Origin of the sequence: Bifidobacterium pullorum subsp. gallinarum (genome assembly GCF_000741215.1) — a bacterium.
GTDB lineage: Bacteria > Actinomycetota > Actinomycetes > Actinomycetales > Bifidobacteriaceae > Bifidobacterium > Bifidobacterium pullorum_B.
This window is the reverse complement of sequence record NZ_JGYX01000005.1, coordinates 257,719-281,082: the sequence shown is the minus strand read 5'-3', so window position 1 is coordinate 281,082 and position 23,364 is coordinate 257,719. Positions and strand designations below refer to the sequence as shown.

At 66.0% G+C, this 23,364-nt stretch carries 19 protein-coding genes and 2 tRNA genes; 14 read left to right on the top strand and 7 right to left on the bottom strand.

The features are described from left to right. Window positions 1–49: 49 nt before the first annotated feature. The 7 genes from BIGA_RS06950 to BIGA_RS06920 all read left to right on the top strand — a co-directional run bounded on the left by BIGA_RS06950 (window position 50) and on the right by BIGA_RS06920 (window position 10,273). The gene (locus BIGA_RS06950) at window positions 50–1,120 is read left to right on the top strand and encodes a phosphatase PAP2 family protein (RefSeq protein ID WP_033505546.1); all 1,071 of its coding nucleotides are present in this window, start codon (window positions 50–52) and stop codon (window positions 1,118–1,120) included. A gap of 98 nt (window positions 1,121–1,218) precedes the next feature. Beyond that, the gene (topA, locus tag BIGA_RS06945) at window positions 1,219–4,167 is read left to right on the top strand and encodes a type I DNA topoisomerase (protein ID WP_033505463.1); all 2,949 of its coding nucleotides are present in this window, start codon (window positions 1,219–1,221) and stop codon (window positions 4,165–4,167) included. A gap of 75 nt (window positions 4,168–4,242) precedes the next feature. After that, window positions 4,243–4,980, top strand: coding sequence for a dTMP kinase (gene tmk / locus BIGA_RS06940; protein ID WP_033505461.1), 738 nt, complete (start codon window positions 4,243–4,245; stop codon window positions 4,978–4,980). Further along, window positions 4,977–6,128 carry a DNA polymerase III subunit delta' gene (locus BIGA_RS06935; RefSeq protein WP_033505459.1) on the top strand — a complete coding sequence of 384 codons (1,152 nt, stop codon included), beginning with the start codon at window positions 4,977–4,979 and terminating at the stop codon, window positions 6,126–6,128. The genes tmk and BIGA_RS06935 overlap by 4 nt, the downstream gene beginning before the upstream one ends. A gap of 97 nt (window positions 6,129–6,225) precedes the next feature. Beyond that, a complete protein-coding gene (locus BIGA_RS06930) occupies window positions 6,226–6,780 on the top strand; it encodes a YbhB/YbcL family Raf kinase inhibitor-like protein (protein WP_033505457.1) in 555 nt (184 codons plus the stop codon). A gap of 154 nt (window positions 6,781–6,934) precedes the next feature. After that, window positions 6,935–8,530, top strand: a complete 1,596-nt coding sequence (locus BIGA_RS06925; protein ID WP_033505455.1) for a C69 family dipeptidase — start codon at window positions 6,935–6,937, stop codon at window positions 8,528–8,530. A gap of 225 nt (window positions 8,531–8,755) precedes the next feature. Continuing rightward, window positions 8,756–10,273, top strand: coding sequence for a formate--tetrahydrofolate ligase (locus BIGA_RS06920; RefSeq protein ID WP_033505454.1), 1,518 nt, complete (start codon window positions 8,756–8,758; stop codon window positions 10,271–10,273). Between the two features lie 96 nt (window positions 10,274–10,369). Here BIGA_RS06920 and BIGA_RS06915 read toward each other — a convergent pair whose 3' ends face one another. Continuing rightward, window positions 10,370–10,717 (bottom strand): tautomerase family protein, encoded by a 348-nt coding sequence (locus tag BIGA_RS06915; protein ID WP_033505452.1) that lies wholly within the window; start codon window positions 10,715–10,717, stop codon window positions 10,370–10,372. A 250-nt stretch (window positions 10,718–10,967) separates the two neighbouring features. On the opposite strand from BIGA_RS06915, the gene BIGA_RS06910 reads away from it, so the two are divergent. Beyond that, complete coding sequence (locus BIGA_RS06910; RefSeq protein ID WP_033505450.1) at window positions 10,968–11,504, top strand: GtrA family protein; 537 nt, start codon at window positions 10,968–10,970, stop codon at window positions 11,502–11,504. Between the two features lie 37 nt (window positions 11,505–11,541). Here the strand turns inward: BIGA_RS06910 and BIGA_RS06905 are convergent, their stop codons facing one another. Further along, window positions 11,542–12,885, bottom strand: coding sequence for an MFS transporter (locus BIGA_RS06905; protein ID WP_033505448.1), 1,344 nt, complete (start codon window positions 12,883–12,885; stop codon window positions 11,542–11,544). A 145-nt stretch (window positions 12,886–13,030) separates the two neighbouring features. Here BIGA_RS06905 and BIGA_RS06900 point away from each other — a divergent pair, with 145 nt between their 5' ends. Then, window positions 13,031–13,690: a histidine phosphatase family protein gene (locus BIGA_RS06900; RefSeq protein ID WP_033505447.1), complete on the top strand. Its 660-nt coding sequence runs from the start codon at window positions 13,031–13,033 to the stop codon at window positions 13,688–13,690. Window positions 13,691–13,778: 88 nt separating this feature from the next. Then, the gene (locus tag BIGA_RS06895; RefSeq protein ID WP_033505445.1) at window positions 13,779–14,684 is read left to right on the top strand and encodes a hypothetical protein; all 906 of its coding nucleotides are present in this window, start codon (window positions 13,779–13,781) and stop codon (window positions 14,682–14,684) included. Window positions 14,685–14,767: 83 nt separating this feature from the next. Here the strand turns inward: BIGA_RS06895 and BIGA_RS06890 are convergent, their stop codons facing one another. The 4 genes from BIGA_RS06890 to BIGA_RS06875 form a co-directional block, all read right to left on the bottom strand. After that, entirely contained in the window at window positions 14,768–15,430 is a 663-nt protein-coding gene (locus tag BIGA_RS06890; protein WP_051917152.1) for a DUF805 domain-containing protein, read from the bottom strand. A 56-nt stretch (window positions 15,431–15,486) separates the two neighbouring features. After that, on the bottom strand, window positions 15,487–16,605 hold the full coding sequence (locus tag BIGA_RS06885; RefSeq protein WP_161786251.1) for a DUF805 domain-containing protein: 1,119 nt from the start codon (window positions 16,603–16,605) through the stop codon (window positions 15,487–15,489). 241 nt (window positions 16,606–16,846) lie between these two features. Next, the gene (locus BIGA_RS06880) at window positions 16,847–17,638 is read right to left on the bottom strand and encodes an ABC transporter permease (RefSeq protein ID WP_033505543.1); all 792 of its coding nucleotides are present in this window, start codon (window positions 17,636–17,638) and stop codon (window positions 16,847–16,849) included. 21 nt (window positions 17,639–17,659) lie between these two features. Next, window positions 17,660–18,703 (bottom strand): ABC transporter substrate-binding protein, encoded by a 1,044-nt coding sequence (locus BIGA_RS06875; RefSeq protein WP_033505441.1) that lies wholly within the window; start codon window positions 18,701–18,703, stop codon window positions 17,660–17,662. Between the two features lie 492 nt (window positions 18,704–19,195). Between BIGA_RS06875 and gltX the strand changes: the two genes are divergently transcribed. The 4 genes from gltX to BIGA_RS06855 all read left to right on the top strand — a co-directional run bounded on the left by gltX (window position 19,196) and on the right by BIGA_RS06855 (window position 22,487). Further along, the gene (gene gltX, locus BIGA_RS06870) at window positions 19,196–20,731 is read left to right on the top strand and encodes a glutamate--tRNA ligase (protein WP_033505440.1); all 1,536 of its coding nucleotides are present in this window, start codon (window positions 19,196–19,198) and stop codon (window positions 20,729–20,731) included. Between the two features lie 162 nt (window positions 20,732–20,893). Continuing rightward, a tRNA-Glu gene (locus BIGA_RS06865) sits at window positions 20,894–20,966 on the top strand. A 37-nt stretch (window positions 20,967–21,003) separates the two neighbouring features. Next, window positions 21,004–21,078: transfer RNA gene (locus BIGA_RS06860), tRNA-Gln, on the top strand. Window positions 21,079–21,143: 65 nt separating this feature from the next. Then, on the top strand, window positions 21,144–22,487 hold the full coding sequence (locus tag BIGA_RS06855; protein WP_033505438.1) for a metallophosphoesterase family protein: 1,344 nt from the start codon (window positions 21,144–21,146) through the stop codon (window positions 22,485–22,487). Window positions 22,488–22,507: 20 nt separating this feature from the next. On the opposite strand, the gene BIGA_RS06850 is transcribed toward BIGA_RS06855, so the two are convergent. Beyond that, the gene (locus BIGA_RS06850; protein ID WP_033505436.1) at window positions 22,508–23,305 is read right to left on the bottom strand and encodes an IclR family transcriptional regulator; all 798 of its coding nucleotides are present in this window, start codon (window positions 23,303–23,305) and stop codon (window positions 22,508–22,510) included. Window positions 23,306–23,364 lie beyond the last annotated feature (59 nt).

Below are 23,364 nucleotides of genomic sequence, written 5' to 3'. Positions count from 1 at the left end.
AGAATCGCCGCAGGCCGAGCAGGCCGCGCCGGCGTTGGATTTTGCGCCGATGAGCACGCCGGAGTCCCCGGTGGTGGTCGATCCCGCGGCGCCGGTGAATATGCTGGCGTCCAATACCGGCGAGCATGGTCCGTCCGCGGTGCCGCTGCCGGGATCCTCGGCCGAGTTGGATGATGTGACGGTGGAACAGGGGCTGGCACGGCTCGACCCGTTGACGGTGCGGCCGCGCATCTCCAGCCGCGTGCTGTGCGTGGTGTTCGCGTTGATGATGGCGGCCATGGCGGCGGGCGTCTGGTGGCTGGGGGTGTGCACCGAGGATGGGCAGGCCTATGACGATATGGTGTGGAGCCATCTGGTGGAGCGGCTGCCGGATTGGCTCAACCCGGTGGTCGGTGTGTTCACCGTCTCCCTGGTGGTCCAAGTCATCAGCGCTGTGTTGGCTGTGGGGGCCGTGATTGTGGCGATCGTGCGGAAACGTTGGTGGTTGCTGGGGCAATCGGCGGTGTTCGCCGTGCTGTGTTTGGCGTCCTCGCTGCTGAAGGAGCATCTGCCGCGTCCGTTCATCATCCATGTGGAGGCGCCGGAGGCGAATTCCGCGCCATCGGGGCATACGATACTCGCCGCGGCGGCGGGCATCGCCCTGCTGTGCGTGGTGCCGCGGGCCTGGCGCGCGCTGACGGGCGTGATCGGCGCCGTGTTCGCGCTGCTGGTCGGAGCCTCGGTGGTGGTCGGGAAGTGGCACCGCCCGACGGATGTGGTGATGGCGTTGTGCATTGCGGGGGCGATGGCGATGCTGACGCTGGCGTTCACCCGGACCTCCGGCATGGATGAACCCGGTAAACGCGCCTCGTCGCCGGCGGTGCAGATCGTCGGCACGGTGATGATCACCGGCGGCGTGCTGCTGTTGGCCTATACCGCGTATGTCATCTGGCAGATCGTGCCGGGGCTGGAACTGAGCGCCGAATGGTGCATCGAGGGGGCCTGCGTGTCCGCGATGACCGGGGTGTCCGGCATGGCGTTGCTGGTGTTCGGCATGACGTTGGCCATGCGGCAGATCACGGCTTCGCCGTTGACCAGACTCGGCCTGGTCGGGGCTCCACCGGCGCCGCCCCGCCGGTGACGCCGTGCCGACGGCGGCCGTTCGCCACACTGGGATTTGCCGATAGTTGTCGGGACATGAGTAAGATGACGTGCAAACGCAAGTCGTAAGGAGAAGACATGGGTAACGGCACCAAGCTCGTCATAGTGGAGTCTCCCACCAAGGCCAGGAAAATCGGGGGATACCTGGGCAACGACTATACCGTGATGGCATCGGTGGGCCATATCCGCGATCTTGCGCAGCCCAGCCAGGTGCCCGCCTCCGCCAAGGCGAAATTCGGCAAGTTCGGCGTCGATGTGGAGGATGGATTCAAGCCGTACTACATTGTGGGCAGCGAGAAGAAGAGGACGGTCGCCGAACTCAAGGCCGCCCTGAAGGACGCCGACGAGCTCTATCTCGCCACTGATGAGGACCGTGAAGGTGAGGCCATCGCCTGGCATCTGGTGGAGACCCTCAAGCCCAAGGTTCCCGTCAAGCGCATGGTGTTCCACGAGATCACGCCCGAGGCCATCAAGGCGTCGTTGAACAAGACCAGGGATGTGGACGCCCATATGGTCGACGCACAGGAGACCCGCCGCGTGCTCGACCGTCTTTACGGCTATGAGCTTTCCCCGGTGCTGTGGCGCAAGGTCGGGCCGGGCCTGTCCGCAGGGCGCGTGCAGTCCGTGGCCACCCGCCTGATCGTGGAGCGTGAGCGCGAACGCATGGCGTTCGTCCGTGCGCCGTACTGGGATGTGAGCGCCACGCTCGCCGCTCCCGATGCCGAAGGCCAGGAGGTGCGCTTCGCCTCGCGCATGGTGTCGTTGGACGGCAGGCGTCTGGCCGGTTCCAAGGACTTCGATACCACCGGCCAGCTGACGCCGGACGGGTTCGCCGGCAACGTGCGCCAGCTGGATGAGGCCCAGGCCACGGCCGTGGCCACAGCGCTTGAACAGGCCGCGTTCACCGTCATGTCGATGGAGACCAAGCCCTACCGCCGTCGTCCGCAGCCGCCGTTCACCACCTCCACGCTGCAGCAGGCGGCCGGCAACCGGCTGGGCATGAGCTCGCGCCAGACCATGCGCGCGGCGCAGGGACTGTACGAGAACGGCTATATCACCTACATGCGTACCGATTCGGTCACGCTCTCGCAGGAGGCCATCGAAGCGGCGCGCAATGCCGTGGAGTTCCATTTCGGCAAGGCCTTCCTGTCCGATGGGCCCAAGCAGTACACCACGCGGACCGCGGGCGCCCAGGAGGCACACGAGTGCATCCGTCCGGCGGGCGCACGGTTCCGTGATCCGCAGGAGCTCGCCACCAAGGTGCCTGCCGACCAGTTGAAGCTGTACACGCTGATCTGGCAGCGCACACTGGCCTCCCAGATGGCCGACGCCACCGGTTCGACCGCCACCGTCCGGCTGTCGGCGCCCGCCGGAACCTACGGCGAGGCCGTGTTCCAGGCCTCCGGCACGGTCATCGAATTCCCGGGCTTCATGAAGGCCACCGGGGAGGGCCGTCGCGCGTCCGCGGAACCCAAGACCGAACAGGCCGCGCAGCCGGCTGGCGGCGCGGAACCCTCCGCAAGCGCGGCTGCCGCGTCGCAGGCAACCGGCCGTACCGCCAAGCAGGCCGAGTCCGACGAGAACGCGTCGCTGCCCCCGATGCGCACCGGCGACGTGCTGCACGCGGTCGCCGTGCAGGCGGACGGACACGAGACCCAGCCCCCGGCACGCTACACCGAGGCGTCGCTGGTACGGACCCTGGAGGCCAAGGAGATCGGCCGCCCGTCCACATACGCCAGCATCATCTCCACGATCATCGACCGTGGATACGTGTATGAGCGCGGTCGCGCGCTGATCCCCTCGTGGCTGGCGTTCGCGGTCACCAAGCTGTTGGAGACCAAGTTCCCCAAGTACGTGGACTACCAGTTCACGGCCGATATGGAGAACGGACTGGACCAGATCGCGCACGGGCAGGAATCCGGTCGCGACTGGTTGACCCGGTTCTACTTCGGATCCGGCGATGGCGCGGCCGCGAACGCGGACGAGGCGCATGCCGGCCTGCAGCAGCAGGTCGCACAGCTGGGCGAGATCGACGCCCGGGCCATCAACACCATCGAGATCGGCGACGGGCTGCACGTGCGCGTCGGCCGGTACGGCCCGTATCTCGAGGACATGAACCATCTCGACGATCAGGGCAACCCGAAGCGCGCATCACTGCCGGATACGCTCGCCCCCGATGAGCTGACCGTCGAGGTCGGCCATGAGCTGATCGAGAAGAACGCGGGCGGCCCCCGTGCACTGGGCGTGGACCCGGCGACCGGCGGCACCGTGGAGGTGCGCAACGGCCGCTTCGGCCCCTACGTGGCGTTGGTGCCGCCCGAACCGGCCGCGCCCGCCGCCGAGGAGTCCTCCGAAGCGAAGCCCGCCAAGCGCGGCACCCGCAGCAAGGCCGCCGCGGCCCCCAAGCCCAAGATGGCGTCATTGTTCAAGACCATGACCCCGGAGACCCTGACCCTTGAGGACGCGCTGAAACTGCTGAGCCTGCCTCGTGAGGTCGGCACCGTGGAGGAGACGAACGCCGAAACCGGCGAGGTCTCGCAGGCCGTCATCGCGGCGAACAACGGCCGGTACGGCCCGTACCTGACTAAAACCGGCGCGGACGGCAAGTCGGAGACGCGCTCGCTGGGCAGCGAGGACGAGATCTTCACCGTCGACCTGGAGAAGGCCAAGGAGCTGTTCGCCCAGCCGAAGTACGGCCGCGGCCGCGGCCGGGGCGCCGCCAAGCCGCCGCTGCGCGAGTTGGGGCCGGATCCGGAGACAGGCAAGGCCGTGACCATCAAGGACGGCTTCTACGGCGCATACATCACCGACGGCGAGACGAACCGCACGCTGCCCAAGCAGTACACCCCGGAATCGATCGATCCGGCCGAGGCCTTCCGCCTGCTCGCCGAGAAGCGAGCGGCCGGCCCGACCAAGCGCCGGACCCGCCGCACGGCGTCGTCCAAGTCGTCCACGGCCAAGAAGACCACGACCCGCAAGACGACAACAAAGAAGAAGTCCACGGCCGCCAAGACCAAGGCCGAGTAGCTCGCGTCGGACTGACGGGGGCGTTGCGCGAACCGTGGTGTGTCGTCTTGGTGGAACCGTATGAAAGGGAAGTCGATGGCAGGGCTGTTCATCTCGTTCGAAGGGGTCGACGGCGTGGGCAAGACCACGCAGGTCGGCCGGCTGCGCGACTACGCCCTGTCGCTGGGCTATGACGTCGTCGTGACCCGCGAACCCGGCGGCACGCCGCTGGGCCGGGCCCTGCGCCAGCTGTTGCTGCATGGCGTGTCCTCCGGCGCGGATGACGATGCCGCGGCAGCGCCGCAGCCCGCGTCCGCCGCCGACATCGCGCCTCGGGCCGAAGCCCTGATCTTCGCGGCCGACCGCGCCCAGCATGTGGCGGAGAAGATCCGGCCGGCGCTGGAACGCGGGGCCGTGGTCATCACCGACCGGTACCTCGACTCGTCGCTGGCCTACCAGGCGGGCGGACGTGAGCTGACGCCCGCGGAGATCCGGAACCTCAGCCTGTGGGCCACCGACAACCTGCTGCCCGAGCGCACCTATCTGCTGGATATGGACCCCTCGCAGTCGCATGAGCGGCTGACCCACAGCGCCGATCGCATGGAGGCCGCCGGCGACGACTTCCAGAAGCGCACGCGGCGGGCGTTCCTGGACCTGGCCCAAGCCGAGCCGGAGCGGTTCCTGGTCGTCGATGCCGCGCGTTCCGTGGAAGAGGTGTGGCGGACGATCCGTGCCGATGTCGATGCCGTGCTGGCGCGTCGGACCGTATCCTCGTCCGACACGGACCGTACGCCGGGGGACGCCTGCACGGGGGCTGCGGGAGGTGCGCGATGAGCGTGTGGGATGCCATCGTCGGACAGAGGCAGGTCGTTGAGCAGCTGAAAGCCGTTGCCGCCGGCGACCCGGCGTCCATCGCCCAATCGTGGCTGATCTGCGGACCTCCCGGATCCGGACGCTCCAACGTGGCGCGTGCGTTCGCCGCCGCATTGGAAAGCCCCGACCACGGGCTCGATGATGTCCCGACGCGCACGACCGAGCAGATTCTGGCCGGCACCCATCCCGATGTGACCGTGCTGGCCACGAACAAGGTCACGATCGGTATCGACGAGGTGCGCGGCCTGATCGCCAAATCCGAGCAGATGCCCAGCACGGCGCCGTGGCGGGTCATCATCATCGAGGATGTGGACCGCATGCTGGAACGGTCCACGAACGTGCTGCTCAAGGAGATCGAGGAGCCCAGCGAGCATACGATCTGGCTGCTGTGCGCGCCCAGCGCCCAGGACGTGCTGCCGACGATCCGCTCGCGCACCCGCATCGTGAACCTGGCCGTGCCGTCCACGCCGGCGGTGGCCGAGTTCCTGCAGCGCCATGACGGCGTGGACCAGCACCTGGCCGCGCGCGCGGCACGTCTGGCGGAGGGCCATATCGGGGTGGCGCGCCTGTACGCCACGAACGAGCGGGTTATGACCGACCGCGACGAGCTGGTCGTGGGCGTGTTGAATCTCAACCGCGCCTCGGATGCCGTGCTGTTGGCCGGCCGGCTGATCGAGAACGCGCAGGAGCAGGCGCAGGAGGACGTGAACAGGCAGGCCGTGGCGGCGGAGGCCGATTTCCGGCGTGTCAACGGGCTGGGGGAGAAGGACCGCATCCCGCCCGCGCTCCGCGGCGCGTACAACGCCATCGCCAAGAAGGACGAACTCAAGCGCCGCGCAACCCGTCGTAGCCGCGATGTGCTGGACCGGGCCCTCAACTCGGTCGCCAGCATCTACCGTGACGTGGCCGTCCTGCAGAACAACGCGGAGGATGCGGTCGGGCTGATCAACCTGGAGAACCGGGCGTCCATCACCGAACTGTCGGTGAGACTGAGCCGCGCGGACGCCGTGCGGCGCCTGGAGGACATCGCCACGGCGCGGCGCAGACTGAACGGCAACGGCAACCCGACGCTGGTGTTCGAGGCCCTGTTCTGTGCGTTGATGCCGTAAGGCGGTTCGCACTACCTCGGGGTTCGGATGCGGGAGGGGCCATATTCCTGACATCCGATATTGAAAACCGAGGTAGTGCGAACCTATACTTGGGCACATGAGAATCACAGCCGATTTCACCGTCATTCCGGACGTGTTCGCCAAGGCGGCGGACCCCGAGTACAAGACCGCCGGCACGCCGGTCGTGTCGTTTCCCTTCTACATCGAGGACTTCGACAAGTCCCGCATCAGGTACCTGCATTGGGAGTTCCTCGACCCCGACTCAATCCCCGTGTGCGGCTTCGAATGGATCCATTGGTCGGTGGCGAACCTGCCGGTGGATGCGCTGATGTTCGACTTCAATGATTCGCGTGCGCTGCAGATCCCGCCGGACTTCTCCCGCCAGATGCCCGCGATGATTCCCGAGGCCGTGCAGGGGCGCACCTCCGCCGCCTCGCGGTTCGTCGGCGAGACCGATCCGGCGGTCACGATGCGCTACAACGGTCCGAACCCGCCGGACAAGGACCACGAGTACTACCTGCACGTATGGGGCACGGCCAAGCCGCTGCCGGGCCTGAACCAGGGCTTCTGGCTCAACGAGCTGCAGCACGCCATCCGCGATTGCGGCGAAACTCCGGACCAGGGCGGCATCTTCCTGACCGGCAGGGCCTGAGACCCTGGCCGGGGCGAATCCATGTTGCCAGCCGGACGTCGTGCGCGTGCCGCTGTGCCGTTGGTCTAGAATCGTGTCGGTTCTGTCTGCAAGGCCGCACGGCGGCCAACCTCCCCATGGCGGGGACGGCGCACAATGAAAGGAATGAAGGTACATGGCCTGCACCACGATTCTGGTCGGCAAGGATGCCAGCTACGACGGCTCCACGATCATCGCCCGCAACGAGGATTCGGCGAACGGCGAGTTCTGCCCGAAGCGATTCATCGTCGTCAAGCCCGAGGAGCAGCCGCGGCGGTACCGCAGCGTGCTGAGCCACGTGGAGATCGACCTGCCGGATGATCCGATGCGATACACCGCCGTGCCGAACGCGGACCTCAAGGAGGGCATCTGGGGCGAGGCCGGCGTCAACGAAGCAAATGTGGCGATGAGCGCCACCGAGACCCTGACCACCAACGAACGCGTGCTCGGCGCCGACCCGTTCGTCGAGCTCGTGCCGGCCAAGGGGCGCAAGGGCGAGGACGGCTACGTACCCGAGGTCCCCGGCGGCATCGGCGAGGAGGATTTCCTGACGCTGGTCCTGCCGTATGTCAAGACCGCGCGTGAAGGCGTGCTGCGCCTGGGCGCGCTGCTGGAGGAGTACGGCACCTATGAGATGAACGGCGTCGCGTTCTCCGACGTCGACGAGATCTGGTGGCTGGAGACCGTCGGCGGCCACCATTGGATCGCCAAGCGCGTGCCTGACGAGGCGTACGTCACGATGCCGAATCAGCTGGGCATCGACGAGTTCGATCTGGAGGACGCCCTGGGCGACCAGGAGAACCACATGTGCTCCGCCGACATGGCCGAGTGGATCGCCGAGAACCATCTGGACCTGTCCGTGGAGGCGACCACCCCGTTCAACCCGCGCGACGCGTTCGGCTCCCACTCCGACGCCGACCACGTCTACAACACGCCGCGCGCCTGGATCATGCAGCGCTTCCTCAACCCGTACGACGAGGTGTGGGACGGTCCGGACGCCGACCACAAGCCGATGAGCGACGACATCCCGTGGGCCCGCCAGCCGGAACGCAAGATCACCATCGAGGACGTCAAGTACGTGCTCAGCTCGCACTACCAGGGCACCCCGTACGATCCGTACGGCAAGCTGGGCGACGAGCACACCCGCCACATGTTCCGCCCGATCGGCATCAACCGTCAGAGCCAGCTGGCCGTCATGCAGATCCGCCCGTACCGTCCGCAGGCCAGCCGCGCCCTGCAGTGGATCGCCTACGGTTCCAACCCGTTCAACACCCTCATGCCGTTCTACGCGAACAGCAATGCCACCCCGAAGTATCTGGAGGACACCACCACCCGCGTGACCACCGAGAACTTCTACTGGGAGAACCGCATCATCGCCGCGCTGTGCGACGCCGCGTTCGCCGACACCTCCAACGCCGTGGACCGCTACCAGGAGAAGACCGGCGGCTGGGGACACCGCCATGTGGCGCAGACCGACGCCGCGATCGCGGATCTGCTCGCGTTCGAGCCGTTCGAGGCCGAGGCGGATGACGACGATCTGGACGACGTGCAGCCGATGGAGCCGGACGACATCATCGCCGCCGTGCGTAACGACGAGGTCCGCGCCGCGCTGACCGACGCCAACCAGAAGCTGGCCGACTTCCTCAAGGAGGAAACGGACAAGCTGCTCGACTCCGTGCTCTACACCACGAGCATGAAGATGAAGAACGGCTTCCACATGTCCGACTTCTGATCGGTCCGGCTGCTGCGAAGTCCCGGAGTCTGCCGTAGATCCCCGACGCTTCCCGTGCGGCGGGGGCCAAGTCGCGGACTGTGAACCATCGTGGCCGTGACACATTGACGCCTCCCCGAGCTGGGGAGGCGTCGGCGTATCCGGTGGGCGGGCACCCTCGGGGGCGGTGTTCCCTCCGGGCGGTAGTCTGGTGGCATACCCGTATATCCGCATGAAAGGACGGCAATGACCGGTATCGAAGAGTTCACCAGCCAATACGGCCTGGTCAGGAAGATCGACGCATTCGGCTATCTGGATTACCTCAAGTCCAACCCGGATGCACCGCGCAAGCACGGCAAGGTTGTGCTGGTCACTGCGGATACCCCGCTCAAGGCCTCCCGTGGCGAGGGCAAGACCACCACCACCATCGCGCTGATCGATGCGCTGAACGCGCGCGGCATCGATGCGGCCGCCGTGCTGCGCCAGCCGAGCATGGGCATCACCGCCGCCGGTTCCAAGGGTGGCGCGTCCGGTGGCGGCAAGGCGTCGCTGACCCATCCGGAACTCATTGACTGGGGTCTGACCGGCGAGATGGCCGCCATCGCCGCCGCGCAGAACCTGCTGGTCTCCTTTGCGGAGAAGGCCGTGGACGAGGGCCGCATCGACACGATCCTCGTGCCGCGCGTCTCCGAGGTGCCCTCGCGCTCGCTGCGTCAGATCACCGTGGACAGCGGCAAGAACAACGTGGCCGAGCGTGTGGTGCTCACCCCGACCTGCGAGATGATGCAGATCGTGGTCGTCTCCCGTTCGATGGAGGAGATCGGCGAGCGTGTGGCCGCCATGATCGCGGGCACCAAGGACGGCAAGCCGGTGGCCTTCGGCGAGTTCATCGACCTGTGGCGCATCACCAACATGCTGGCCGACGCCGTCAAGCCGGCCCTGACCGAGACGCTCAACGGTTCGCCGGTGTATGTGCACGGCGGACCGTTCGCCAACGTGTCGCTCGGCATCCCGACGCTGGTCTCGGTTCAGATGGCGTGCGCGCTGCACGACGTGGTGATCGTCGAGGCCGGTTACGGCGCCGACGCGGGCGCGCAGAAGTGGCTGGACATCGCCTGCCGCGAATACGGCGCCCAGTGGCCGTCCGCGGCCGTGGTTGTGACCCGTGCCTCCACCTGGCGAGACGATCCGGCGCTGTCCTGGCGCTACCCGTTCCATGTGCAGCGTCTGGAGAACTACGACATCCCGACCTTCCCGCTGATCAACCTGTGGGAGGGCGAGGACGACCAGATCGAGGGCCTGAAGGCGGTGGCCGTGGAGCAGCGGTTCCGCGAGCCGATTCTGGGCAACCTGTTCCGCGACGGCGGCGAGGCGCTGGCCCCGCAGCTTGACGGCTTCATCGAGGCGCTGACGAATGCGCCGATGGCGCCGCAGTTCCACAGCCGCAAGGGCATGGACCTGGTGGAGAATGTCAAGTGGATCGCCAAGAGCGCGTATGGTGTGCCGGAGGATCGCATCCTGCTCAAGGACGGCTTCATTGACTCGCTGACCGCCGCGCGCGAGCTGTGCCGCGAGGCGGGCGTCAGCTTGGATGATCTGGCGGTGGTGGCGGTCAAGTCGCCGGCCACGATGACCGACGACGACACCAAGCCGGAGGAGGAGCGCACGGTGACGCTCAAGAAGGTCGAGGTGCATGCGGGTGCCGGCGTGGTGCACGTGAACCTGACCACGTCGTTGACCACCCCGATGCCGAAGATCGTCTGATCTGGGTTGGGTGACTATGCAACGGCCTCCCTCCCCTGACGGGGCGGGAGGCCGTAATCTTATTTTACGAAGACCGAGACTGTGAATCGGCGGGTCCTAGAAGTTGCCGCCGTTCCAGCCCCAATCCGTGGTGGCCGTATAGCGGATGTAGGTGCGGTCCTGCGGAATGCCCAGCTCCTGCTCCAGCGCGGCCATGATCTGCCGGGTCAGCTTCTCCCAGGCGGAGCCCGGCACGGAGGAGCCGAAGACATTGACCTCCACATAGGCGGCGGGCTTGGAGTCGTCGCCGGCGAAGTAGATCGGCATGTTGTCCTCGAACGGGCACATCAGCCAGCCCTCGGACTTGCCGGGCACCGCGGTGATGGCCTTGCCATAGGCGGACTTCAGCGCCTCGCGCTGCTCGGGCGTGGTGGGAACGGACACATGGGTATGGATGACAGGCATGGGAACCTCCTTCTATCGGCTGCAATGATGCTTACCCGCCAGTGTAGTCCCGCATGCTGCATACGCGTTGACTTGTCGTTTTGTCCGAACCGGGGGATTCTTTCGATGGTAGCGTTCCCATAGAGCCCAGAACGTAAGAATCCCCCGAATCGGACAAAAGGCGTGCGGGCGTAAGGAGCGCGTGCGGGCGCCACCCGGTCACTGCCGCCTAGTTAAATGGGCGGATGTGAGAAAGCTTATTGAACAGTTGATGAAGTTCGGTGTGGTGGGCGTGATTGCCGCCGTCATCGACTTCGGTGTCCTGAATCTGCTGGTCGGCGTCTTCCATATGCACAACGTGATCGCCGGCACCATCTCGTTCCTGGTTTCGCTGGTCTTCAACTATCTGGCCAGCATGAAGTTCGTGTTCAAGCACCGTGAGGATATGGCCCGCTGGATGGAGATCCTCATCTTCGTCGGTGCATCCCTCATCGGCCTGCTCATCAACGCAGCCATCATCTGGCTGTCCACCTACGGCATGAACCGCGATGCGTTCATCAGCCAGCACGCCGAGTACCTGCTGCGCACCAATGTCGGCAAGATCGTGGCCACGGTGGTGGTGGCGGTCTGGAACTTCGTGATCCGAAAGTGGCTGCTGGATGATACGCACACCAACGCCATGAACCGGTTGAAGCGCGCGGACAACCGCCTGACGGCCGAGCAGCTGGAGGAGAAGTGGGAGAACAGCTTCTCCCACAAGCTGGGCGTGTGGTCGCTCGAACACACCCCCAAGGGCTGGCCGAAGTAGCCTCGGTCCCTTAGCCTGTTCCGCCCCGCAACGGCGCTCAGGCCGCCAGCTCGGTCAGATCCGGGGTCTCGGTGCTTTCCTTGATCTGCTTGAAGCCCACGAACGCAATGGCCAGCGACGCCAGCGCCAGCACGGTCACCACCATGAATCCGCCATGTGCGCCGAACCGGTCGATGAACTGCCCGGCGATGGCGGAGCCGGCCGAGGAACCGATCGAATTCATCGCGCCCATCCAGGCCATGCCCTCGGTGAACCGGGTCGGCGGCACCAGATGCAGCATGAGCTGGTTGCCGTTGACCCAGGTCGGCGCCTGGCATACGCCGATCAGCAGGTAGATGAGCATGATCACCCACAGATGCTTGGCGAACAGGAACGATCCGATGCCGATGTTCACCACGGCCAGGCAGAAGTAGAAGCGCTTCCACAGCGGGATGCGCCAGTTCTTCGCGCCGTAGACGAGCGCGCCGATCAGCGAACTGAACGAGAAGCAGGCGAATACGAATCCGGTGTACTGCTTCATGTTCTGCTCGGTGGCGAACGCGATGATCGAGATGGATGTGGCCGACTGGAACGCGCCGATCGAGAACCAGGTGACGCACACGGCGACCAGGCCGGCGCTGATGATCGACCCCTTGGCGGCCTTCTGCTCGTCCTCGTCCTTGCCGCGCAGCGCCGCCGCCTGCTCCGCCACATGCGCGCGGTACTCGGCGCGGGTCATGCCGGCCTCACGCGCCAGCTGCGTCTGCGACTTCGGTTCGGTCGTCAGCTCGGTCAGGAACATGAGCGCGCCGACCAGCACGCACACGCCGGTGAACGTGAAGGAGAGCACGCCGGAGATCACCGCCAGCGTGGAGGCCAGCGGGTTGCCGATCACCCACATGCATTCGTCGAACACGCCGCACAGGCTCAACGCCCGGTTGGTCTTCTCCGGCTGCCCCTTGAGCAGGTGGGTCCAGCGGCTGCGGTTCATCGCGCCCCACGGCGGGATCGCGGCCATGAACGGCACGATGCAGAACAGTACCCATTCCGGTGCGTGCGAGGTGATTGCCGTCACCAGCGAGAACGCGGCCACCATCCACACGCATATCGTGGGGATCGAGACCTGCCGTTGGCCGAACTTATCGACGAGTTTGCCGAGCATCGGGCTGGCGATGGCCAGCGAGATGGCCTGCACGGCGGTCAGCGCGCCCGCCAGCGAATAGTTGCCGTAGTAATGCTGCACGGAGATCGTGATCGTCATGCCGACCATCGGGAACGGCATGCAGGCGATGACCGCGCCGATGGCGTATCGTGCGGTGTGGGGTATGCGCAGAAGCTCGGCGTACCCGCCGAACACGCGACTGCCGACATCCTTGATGCCGGCGATGACAGGATTGGCCATAATCGTCTCTCTTCGAATGACTGATGTGCGCCCGGAATGAAACACCGTCAGTCTAACGTTGTCCTACAACCGACACGCTGTAGATTTGACGGTGAAGCCGGAAGTTTTCCGAACGTTCGGCCACATCGTCCCGAAGGAGTTTCAGATGCAGGCGACCACCATCCATTTCGTCCGCCACGGCGAGGTCCACAACCCCGACCACATCCTCTACGAGCGGCTCCCCGGCTTCCACCTGTCCGACCGCGGCCGGCGTATGGCCGAGGCCACCGCCCGCTACCTCGCCGCCAACCCCCAGACGAACACCGCGGCCGCCATCTACTCGTCGCCCCTGGACCGTACGCGCGAAACCGCACAGGCCATCCTCACGGCGCTCAACGAAATCCGCACGGCCCGCAACGAGGAACCGCTCGAACTGGTCACCGACCAGCGCATCATCGAGGCCGGCAACAACTTCCGCGGCACCCGCATCGGCCATGGCGAAGGCGCGCTGTGGCGCAACGGCAACTGGAGACTCGTCACCAACCTGTGGAAACCCAGCTGGGGCGAGAGCTACCGGCAGATCGCGGCCCGCGTCGGCGCGTTCGCCCAGGAGAAGGTCAGGGAGCACGCCGGACAGCAGATCATCGTCGTCAGCCACGAGTCGCCGATCTGGTCCTACCGGCACCTGCTGGAAACCGGCCATCCCGAGCACAACATGCTGCTGCGGCACACGGCGCTCGCCTCCGTCACGTCGATCACCTACGACTCCCAGACCGGGAATGTGATGAGCATCACCTATGTCGACCCTGCGGCGGGCGTCAAGTGACGGCACAATGGAACATAGGTCGCCGGCGCGACGGACGACGGATTACAGTGGAAGGCAACGGCTGCTGCCCCAAGGCAAAGGAGCGAACATGACGGCGGAATTCCAGTTGGATGAGACGGTGGTCGATCGGATCGCGGCGCTGCCCGCCGTGCGTGAGGCGGCGCGGGCTGCGGCAGGGCTGATTGCGCTGTGGCCGCTGACCGACGCCATGCAGATGGACAACGACGCCAAGTACGCGGAGAACCTGCAGGTGCGCATCACCCGCACGATGGCCGCGATGATGACCGGCGAGGACGTGACCGTGCCCGACGCCGAATACGTGTACGAGGGTGCCGACTGGATCCCCGGCCGTCCGCAGACGATTGTGGACGCGCTGCTCGCCGCGAATGACGCCTACGACCTGATGGCCGACTACAGCGAGACCGGCGACGTGACGTTGGTCGCGGACGTCGCCGCTACCCTGGGCGATGCCGGTGCGGCCGACAACGCCGACGTGCGTGCCGTGTTGGAGGCCGTGGAGACGTCGATCGCCCCGAAGACCACCGACGAGGGGCATGTACCGCCGAGCGGCGACGAGGATGAGATCGCGCGCAGGTTCGCGATCGTGATCGTGGCCTGCGACGCGTTGTTCCGGATTCTGGCCGGGCGGGGGGCCGCCGACGCCGCGCGTGCCCTGCCGGTGATTCTGTACGCCAACGAACTGGGGGAGCGGCTGGCGATTCCGCGCGTCTGCATGGACGTGGAGGCGTTCCGCGGTCTGCTGGACGCGGTGGCGGGTGCGGACGATGCCGGTGCCGCGGCTGTGGCGTTGGCGCAGATCGTCGCACCGCTGGCCGCCGCCGAATGGGCCAGGCACCGCGAGGACGTGCTGTGGGATCCGGAGGAGGCCAAGAAACGCGCCAAGGAGGAGGACGAGCGCAAGAGCAAGGAGGCGCTCGCCGCCAAGTTCGCGCACGTCAAGGACGACCCGACCAAGGAGACGGTCGAGCTGTGAGATGAGGCATGTGCCGCGCTGCAACGATTAGCACATGCCTCAGTCGCCATACCAGCGTCATACCTGCTGATCCCGGACGGGTGTCAGCGCGATTTATCGAAACGGGCGCCGGCCGGGTTGCTGGGCCAGGCCATGCAGACGGCGTAGGCGATGCCGGCGACGGCGGTGATGACCGACCCCAGCAGGATGAAATCGAATCCCTGCCGCACCACATCCGGCACGAGGAACAGTACGAGCAACACCGCCATCGCACCCATGACGGATAGGGCCGAACCGAGGACGGTCAACCCCGCAAACGGGATCAGCCACGCACCGTTCAAGTTGATGTCATGCAACCGGCGCACACTGACCGCCAGCGAGGGAATCAGCAGCGCAAGGGACAACACGCCCTGTATGGCGTCGAACACGCCGACATCGGACATCACATCGAGCGCACCCAACGCGGTTTCGGCGATGCCGGTCATCAGCATGGGCCACCAGAACTCGCTGCGGGAGGCACGGCCGGAGAAGACGGCGTAGTTGCGGAAGAACCGCTCGATGGCCTGCAGCGGCGGGCAGCCGGGATACGGACGGTCAAGGGGATATGCGGAGGCGGTCGGCCGTCCGGAAACCGGGGCGATGGGGGTGTTGCCCCGGTCCGGCGTATCGGTGCCGTGCGAACCACCGTCGGCGGTGTATTGGCCGCTCCATGAGGGTGGGCCGGCGGCGGATGGGTCGTCGAACGGCACCTGATACTGGCTGCACATGATCGCCTCTGCGGGTATGAGCCGCCGGGAGTTGGCCGGCGGCTGTCGGTTGTTGGTTATTGGTTCTGCGGTGTGAAGGGGTTGCCGCCCGTGGCGTACGGGTCATTGCCCGGCTGGGAGCCGGCGTTATAGCCGGAGGTGCTGGGGGCGGGGGCCTGCGGGGTCGACGAACCGGAACGAGGGGCATCAAAGCGCGCACCTTCCGGCTTCGGCGCGCCGCACATGAGCACCAGTCCGGAGATCAGGAAGATCAGGCTGCAGATCGTGACGAGCGCGGACGGGGCCGCGAGCCCGTTCATCTGGCTGATGAGCTGTTGCGTGGCCACGTCCTCATCGAGTCCTGCGGCGACGCCCAGTATGGTGTCGGTGATGCGGTCGGTGGCGGGCATGATGGCCGTGTAGTTGACGATTTCGCTGATCACGTACGGAATGCCGGGCAGCAGCACCCACCAACCGGACTTGTTGGTGTCGTGCACACGGCGGACGGCCAGTGCCACATACGGCACGATGGTGGCCAGCGTCCATACCACGCTCAGGATGGTGGGCACGGCCGTGGAGATGAAAGCGAACATGCCGCCGATGATGCTCAGGGCGATGTTGCACAGCACGAAGAACAGGATGACCCACCAGAACTCGCGGCGCGAGGCACGCCCGGAGAACACGGCGTACTTCGTGAAGAAGCGTTTGACCGCGTTGCCGAAGGTGCAACGGTAGTCGGGCTGATCCAGCGGCACCATGCCGATCGACTGGTCGCCGGGCATGTATCCGGGCACGCCCTGAGGCAGCGGAGCGCCGTACTGCGGCGCTTGGCCGTACGGGTTGGCGTACTGGTCCTGGTACTGGTTGGCGGTGCCGGTATAGGGTGCACCCTGCGGCTGGGTGTATGGGGCGCCAGTCGGAGTCGGTCCGGCATACTGGGCACCGGCGTAGGAGTTGCCGGGCTGCTGGCCGGCGGCGGTGTTGGCCGGGCCGGTGTATTGGCCGTACTGGCCATACTCCGGGGTCGGCAGAGCAGGTTGAGGCGGTGTGGCCGGCTGAGCCGGTGCGTAGCTGCCGTATTCAGGCATCGGCGGGTACGCCGGGGTGGGTTGGGCTGCCGGCTGGGCGGGTTGCTCCGGCTGCGGATTCGACTGGTTGTTCTCGGGAACGGACCCGAACTGGTTGGGATCGGTCATGATCTCCCTTTCATTGACTGGCGTCTTCACCACCATTGTCTCAGATTCCAGAGTGTTTGAGGTGTCGATGTTCATTCAGTAGGGGATTTTTGCGTTCGGTTGGGAACCGTTGCAGGATTCGGTCGCCGGAATGCTGGTGTTACAGGTGCCTGAGATGTGCGATATCCGGAGAAGTTTCCAACCGAACGAGAAAATCCCCAACTGAGTGGGATGGAGATAGTCGTCCGCCTCCGCGCCTGTTTCACTGTCCGTCTGAACCCAACGTTACCGTGTCATCCCCGCCCAGCAGCAGGCGTTCGGCCAGCGACACCAGCCCTAGCAGAATCGCGGTTTCGGCCACCACCACCACGGCGGCGGCGAAGATCAACGGCGTCCGGAACGAGTTGAATGCGGCCTGCAGCCAGATGCCCAGGCCATCGACGGCGCCGAGGTATTCGGCGGTGACGGCCGTGCCGAACACGTAGGCGGCGGAGATGCGGATGCCTCCGAAGATCTGGCGCGCGGCCACGCGCAGCTTGACGTGCCAGAGCGTCCAGGAGCGGGTGGCCCCGCAGGTCAGTGCCACGTCCTCGTAGAACCGCGGCACGGCGTCGAGTCCGCGCGTGGTTTGCACAGCGATCGGGAACACCCCCAGCACCGCCACCAGCACGATCTTGCCAAACGGCTCGAATCCGAACCAGATGACGAACAGCGGCGCAATCGTGATGAGCGGAATCGTCTGGGCAGCCACCAGCAGCGGACTGACCGCGCGGTCCAGCGTCTTCGACAGATGCAGACCGATGCCGATGATCACGCCCGCCGCCACGGCGATCAGGAATCCGGCCACCGCCTCCACCGTGGTTATGGCGGCGGCCGCCATCAGATCGGGCCAGGTGCGGACCATCGAGGCGACGATTTGGCTGGGGGCGGCCAGCGTGCGCTCGGGAACCCCTCCGACGCGCACGCACAGCTCCCAGACCACCAGCAGTCCGCCCACAGTCAGGACGGGCGGCAGCGCCTTGCGCCACCACGGTTCGGTGCGATGCTCGTTCATGATATGTCTCCCGATGCGCATTTACCCCAGATACTCATTGGTGGCCAGGTCGGCGGCTTGCGGGGCGGCCGGCAACGGCGAGCCGTCGGCGTCGGCGTAGGTGCCGTTCTCGTAGAGGAAGTCGATGTACGCCTGCGCGGCCTCCAGATTCACGGTGCCTGGCACGGCGGTCGGGTCATCGGTGGTCCAATAGTTGCCGTCCACGATCTCCTGCATCGAGGCGTGCGTGAGTTCCGGGTCGAGCTGCGCCTCGCCGGCCTGGTCGACCAGTATGTCCGCCGCCTCGTCCGGGTTGGCCAGCGCGTAGTTGTAGCCGCGGCGCACCGCCGCCAGGAATCGGCGCAACGTGTCGCCGTGGGAGGCATCCTTCAGCCACGCGGCGTTCACGGCGAATCCGAGCTGGTCCGGGTTGCCCGGCACCCCCCAATCGGAGGCCACGAAGCAGTGCAGCGCCGGCCCGTGCAGCTCGCTTTCCACGTTCTCCCATGTGGCGTAGAAGCCGCCGAAATCGCCGCGTTCGTTGGTCAACGCCTGGAACGTGTTGGTGCCTGCGGTTGCGGTCTCGAAATCGCCGGTGCCGCCGGCGGTGCGGATCATCTGCCGCAGCACGGCGGTCTGTTCGGCGGATCCGAAGCTGACGAAGGTCTTGCCGTCGAAGTCCTTCGGCGTGGAGATGTCGGTGCGCGAGGCGAGCGCGCACCAGCGGGCCACCGGTTGCTGTGTCAGGTCGAACACCATCTTCAGGTTTGCGCTCTGCGCGTTGAAGGCGGCGACATTGCTCAACGTGGTGAACCCGACGTCGGCCACGCCGTTCTCCACCGAGGTCTCCGCGCCGGCCTGCGCGGTCGGCAGGATGGTCACGTCTACGCCCTCGTTATCGAAGTAGCCGAGCTTCTGCGCCACATACAGGCCGATATGGTTCGTGTTCGGCGTCCAGTCCAGCATGAACGAGATCGACGAATCGTCGTCGGAATTGCCGGACGTTCCCGCGTTGTTGCTTGCGCAGCCGGCCGCTCCGAGGAGCAGACCGATGCCCAGTATCAGGGCGGTTGCGTTGCGTGCCATTGTCGTCAGCCGCGCCGTCAGGTTCTTTGCCGTACAGCGTGCCGCCGCGGACGGCCGCAGTGCTGCTCGACGGAACGTCTGCGATGTGTTCGGAATCCTCAGCCTCATGTCTTCACCTTGCCTTTCGCGCGGTTACGCGATACATACGGTTCGAGGCGATGGAGGCGGGAAGGTGAGGAGCCCGCGCGTCGCATCGAACCGGCATCCGCCGCGGCTCTGCTGTTGGACGTGGGGCCCGGCATATGCCGAATCCGTTACGTCGGACGCAGACCGCCATTATGGATGCGTGAGTGGTCGATGTGTGGCACGGCTGCTGCCACCAACCGCGCGAACATGTCCAGTATAGCCGTCCCGCATACTTTTCCACAGGGCAGCCTGTTCGACTGTTGAATAGTCGACTGAAACGTCCACTCCGGCGTCACCTTTTCCACGGCAACAACGTAGGGCTGGCGAGGAGGGGGCGCGTCCCGGTTGCGCGGCACAATAGGGGCTATGACTGAAGCTGAAAACATGGAAAAGACCGACGGCAAGCCCGAGCTGCCCGCGAACGTGCGCGTGCGCTTCTGCCCCTCACCGACCGGCACCCCGCATGTGGGCATGGTCCGCACCGCCCTGTTCAACTGGGCCGAGGCCCGCCACACCGGTGGCACCTTCGTGTTCCGCATCGAGGACACCGACGCCGCCCGCGATTCCGAGGAGAGCTACAACCAGATCCTCGACGCGCTGCGTTGGCTCGGCCTGGATTGGGACGAGGGCGTGGAGGTCGGCGGCCCGCACGGCCCGTACCGCCAGTCCGAGCGTTCCGCCATCTACAGGGAGGTGGCCGACCGCCTGCTTGAGGCCGGGTACGCGTATGAGTCATATTCGACGCCGGATGAGATCAAGGAGCGCAACATCGCCGCCGGTCGTCCGGCCGAGTTCGGCTATGACGGGTTCGACCGCAACCTGACCGAGGATCAGAAAGCCGCGTTCCGCGCGGAGGGTCGCCAGCCCGCGCTGCGCATCCGCATGCCCGACGAGGACATCGTCTTCGACGATCTGATCCGCGGCCGCATCGAGTTCAAGGCCGGTTCGGTGCCGGATTACGTGATCGTGCGCCCGAACGGCGACCCGCTGTACACGCTGACCAATCCGGTTGACGACGCGATGATGGACGTGAACGTGGTGTTGCGCGGCGAGGACCTGCTGAGCTCCACCCCGCGCCAGATCGTGCTCTACCGGTACCTGATGGAGCTGGGCGTGGCCAAGGAGATGCCGGTGTTCGGCCATATGCCGTACGTCATGGGCGAGGGCAAGAAGAAGCTCTCCAAGCGCGACCCGGAGTCGAACCTGTTCCTGCACCGCGAGAACGGCTTCATCCCCGAGGGCCTGCTCAACTACTTGGCGCTGCTCGGCTGGTCGATCGCCCCGGACCGTGACGTGTTCTCGATGCAGGAGATGATCGAGAAGTTCGACGTGCGCGACGTGAAGGCCAATCCCGCCCACTTCGACCTGGACAAGGCGATTTCGATCAACGCCGAGCACATCCGCATGCTCGATGCCGACGATTTCCTGCGCCGTTCCGTGCCGTACCTGCACCGCGACGGCGTGGTGTCCGCCGACTCGTGGGATGCGCTGACCGACCGTGAGCGCGAGGTGCTGACGGCCGCCGCGCCGCTAGTCCAGCCGCGCGTGCGTCTGCTGGGTGAGGTGTCCGGCATGGCGGGTTCGCTGCTGTCGACCGAGGGCTACATCGAGCCGGACGCGGACGCCCGCAAGCAGCTGAAGGATTCCGCCGGCGATGTGCTGGACAAGGCGATCGCAGCGCTGCGTGGCGTGGATGAGGCCGATTGGAAGGCCGAGCCGCTGCATGCGCTGCTGGACAAGGCGCTGGTGGAGGAGGGCGGCTATAAGCCGCGTCTGGCGTACGGCCCGGTGCGTGTGGCGATGTCGGGCCGCCGCGTGTCCCCGCCGCTGTTCGAGTCGATGGAGATCGTCGGCAAGGATGTGTCGCTCGCCCGCCTGGAGGGTTTGCGCGCACATCTGTGACCGGATTGGGGCCCACCGCCGTGGGGCGGTGGGCCCGTATATCCGGCATGGAGCCATCGGAATCGTTGAAAAATAAGGCGACACGCCGTGGCTTGCGCTGGCGAGGAAACCTCTGTATATTAATCATCTGTTGCCGCTCAGCGAGCAACGAAAACTGAACAAGCCCCCATCGTCTAGCGGCCTAGGACTACGCCCTCTCACGGCGCCAACACCGGTTCAAATCCGGTTGGGGGTACGAAGACGACGCAGCTGGTAGCTGTATCGCCTCCCATTGGGGTGTGGTGTAATTGGCAACACAGCTGATTCTGGTTCAGCCATTCTTGGTTCGAGTCCAGGCACCCCAGCCAAGGACCCTCGCAACAGCGAGGGTTTTTTGTTTTCACAATCGTCACCTGTGGTTTACCCTGTAACCATGAACGAACAGCAGCACGGTGAGAAAGCCACGCAGTCCTCGCGTCCGCGCATCCGCCCGGCCGACACCACCGACGAACGCCCGGTGTCCGTGTCCGCGCGGCTGGGACGCCTGCAATTCCATGCATCCGGCAAGTTCCGCGTGCTGCAGTTCGCCGATATCCAGGACGGCCCCAAGGTCTCCTCGGACACGATCCGGTTGATCGAGGCCTCCCTGGACACCACGCGCCCCGACATCGCGATCTTCACCGGCAACCAGATCGCCGGGTACGACACGGCCTATGCCGACACCTTCCGCAAGCGCAGGTGGTCGAACGGGTGGGCCGCCGTCCAGCAGTCCACCGACCGGCGTGCGGCGGAGCGCCATGCCGCCGACCTGGAGCGCACGCGTGAGAAGGTCCGCGGCATGATCGCCCAGTTCACGGCGCCGCTGACGGAACGCGGCATCCCCTGGGCGGTGACCTACGGCAACCACGATTTCCAGTGCGGTCTGGATAACGCCGAGCTCGACGCCATCTACCGCGAATTCCCCGGGTGTCTGAATCCGGAGTCCACCGCGGCCAGCATGGATCATCCGCGCACGATGCCCGGTTCCGGCCTGCTGGACCAGATGGTGTACCCCTGCGAGCCGGGTACGTTCGCGTTGCCGGTGTCCGACGTGGACCACACCCATACGGTGCTGGGGCTGGTGCTGCTGGACTCGGGCGATTACGCGCGGTCCGGCGGGTATGGGGCCCCGTCCGGCAAGGGGTTCGAATTCCTGCGCCGGGTGCCGGAGCTGCTGGGGGAGCAGTCGATGCTGTTCCAGCATCTGGCACTGCCGCAATACTACGATCTGCTGCGCGAGGTGCCGGCGAACGCGGCGAATGCGATCCAGGGGTATCGCGCGTTCGACGGCCACAGCTACGTGCTGGATGAGACGAAAACCGAGCCCGGCAGCTATCTGGGTGAGGGCATCAGCTGTTCCGACCACGATTACGGCGAATTCGCACTGCTGAAGGAGACGCGCGGGTATTTCGCCGTGACGGTCGGTCACGACCATCGCAACGGGTTCGTGGGCACGCATAACGGCGTCATGCTGGTGGCCACGCCCACCTGCGGGTTCGGCTCATATGGCCCGGTACCGGAGAAGCGCGCCGCGCGCCTGTTCGAATTCGACATCCGCCATCCGCACGAGCCCAGAACCCAGCTCCTGGAATTCGGCAGTCTGGTCGGCAAGCCGAATTCCAAGAAGGCGTACGCCTACGGCATGACCAGCGTCAAGCCGGACAGCGAGGGCATGGATCTGCTGCACAAGCCCGGCCTGTGGTCCTGGCTGACCGGCGTCTTCCGCCGCCGGCGCTGACCGCAGGAACGGGCCCGGCTTCAGCGGCTGGCGCTGGCCTTGACCAACGCGTCGGTCAGGTACTTGCCGGCGGCCATGACCAGCGGCGCATACCGGCGGCCGGGCGCGGCGCCCATGCGGCTGTTCGGGCCGGAGATGGAGATGGCGGCGATGACCTGTCCGGAGGCGTTGCGAATCGGCGCGGACACCGAGCACACGCCCTCGTCTCGTTCGTTGATCGACTCCGCCCAGCCGCGCTTGCGCACGGCGGCGAGCTTGGCCGCGGTGAACTTGGCGTGGCGCAGCCCCTGGTGCAGCCGCTCCGAATCCTCCCAGGCGAGCAGGATCTGCGCGGCGGAACCGGCCTCCATCGAGAGCATGGCGCCCACCGGAATCGAATCCCTCAGGCCGGAGGCGCGTTCCACGGCCGCAATGCAGACGCGCTGATCGCCCTGACGGCGGTAGATCTGCGCCGACTCGCCGGTGCGGTCCAGCAGGGTCTGCAGCATCGGACCGGCGGCGGTGAGCAGGCGATCCTCGCCGGCGGCCGCGGCCAGCTCAGCGAACCGCGAGCCGAGCGTGAACCGCCCGTGCTGGTCGCGCAGGACGAAACGATGCCGCTCCAACGCAATCGCCAGACGGTGTGCGGTCGGCCGCGCCAAACCGGTTGCGGAGACCAGCTGCGCCAGCGTGGCCGGGCCGGATTCCAGCGCATCCAGGATCTTGACGGTTTTATCGAGCACGCCGACGCCGGAGTGGATCTCGTTATCCTGGACAACATTGAGCGCGGACTCGGCGGTCTGATCCGCAATCTGGTCAGTGGTGTTGGAAGCAGTCATACAGTGGATTATGCCATCTCATATTTCGAAACGCAAAAGTTCGCGCCCCCGTTCAGGCT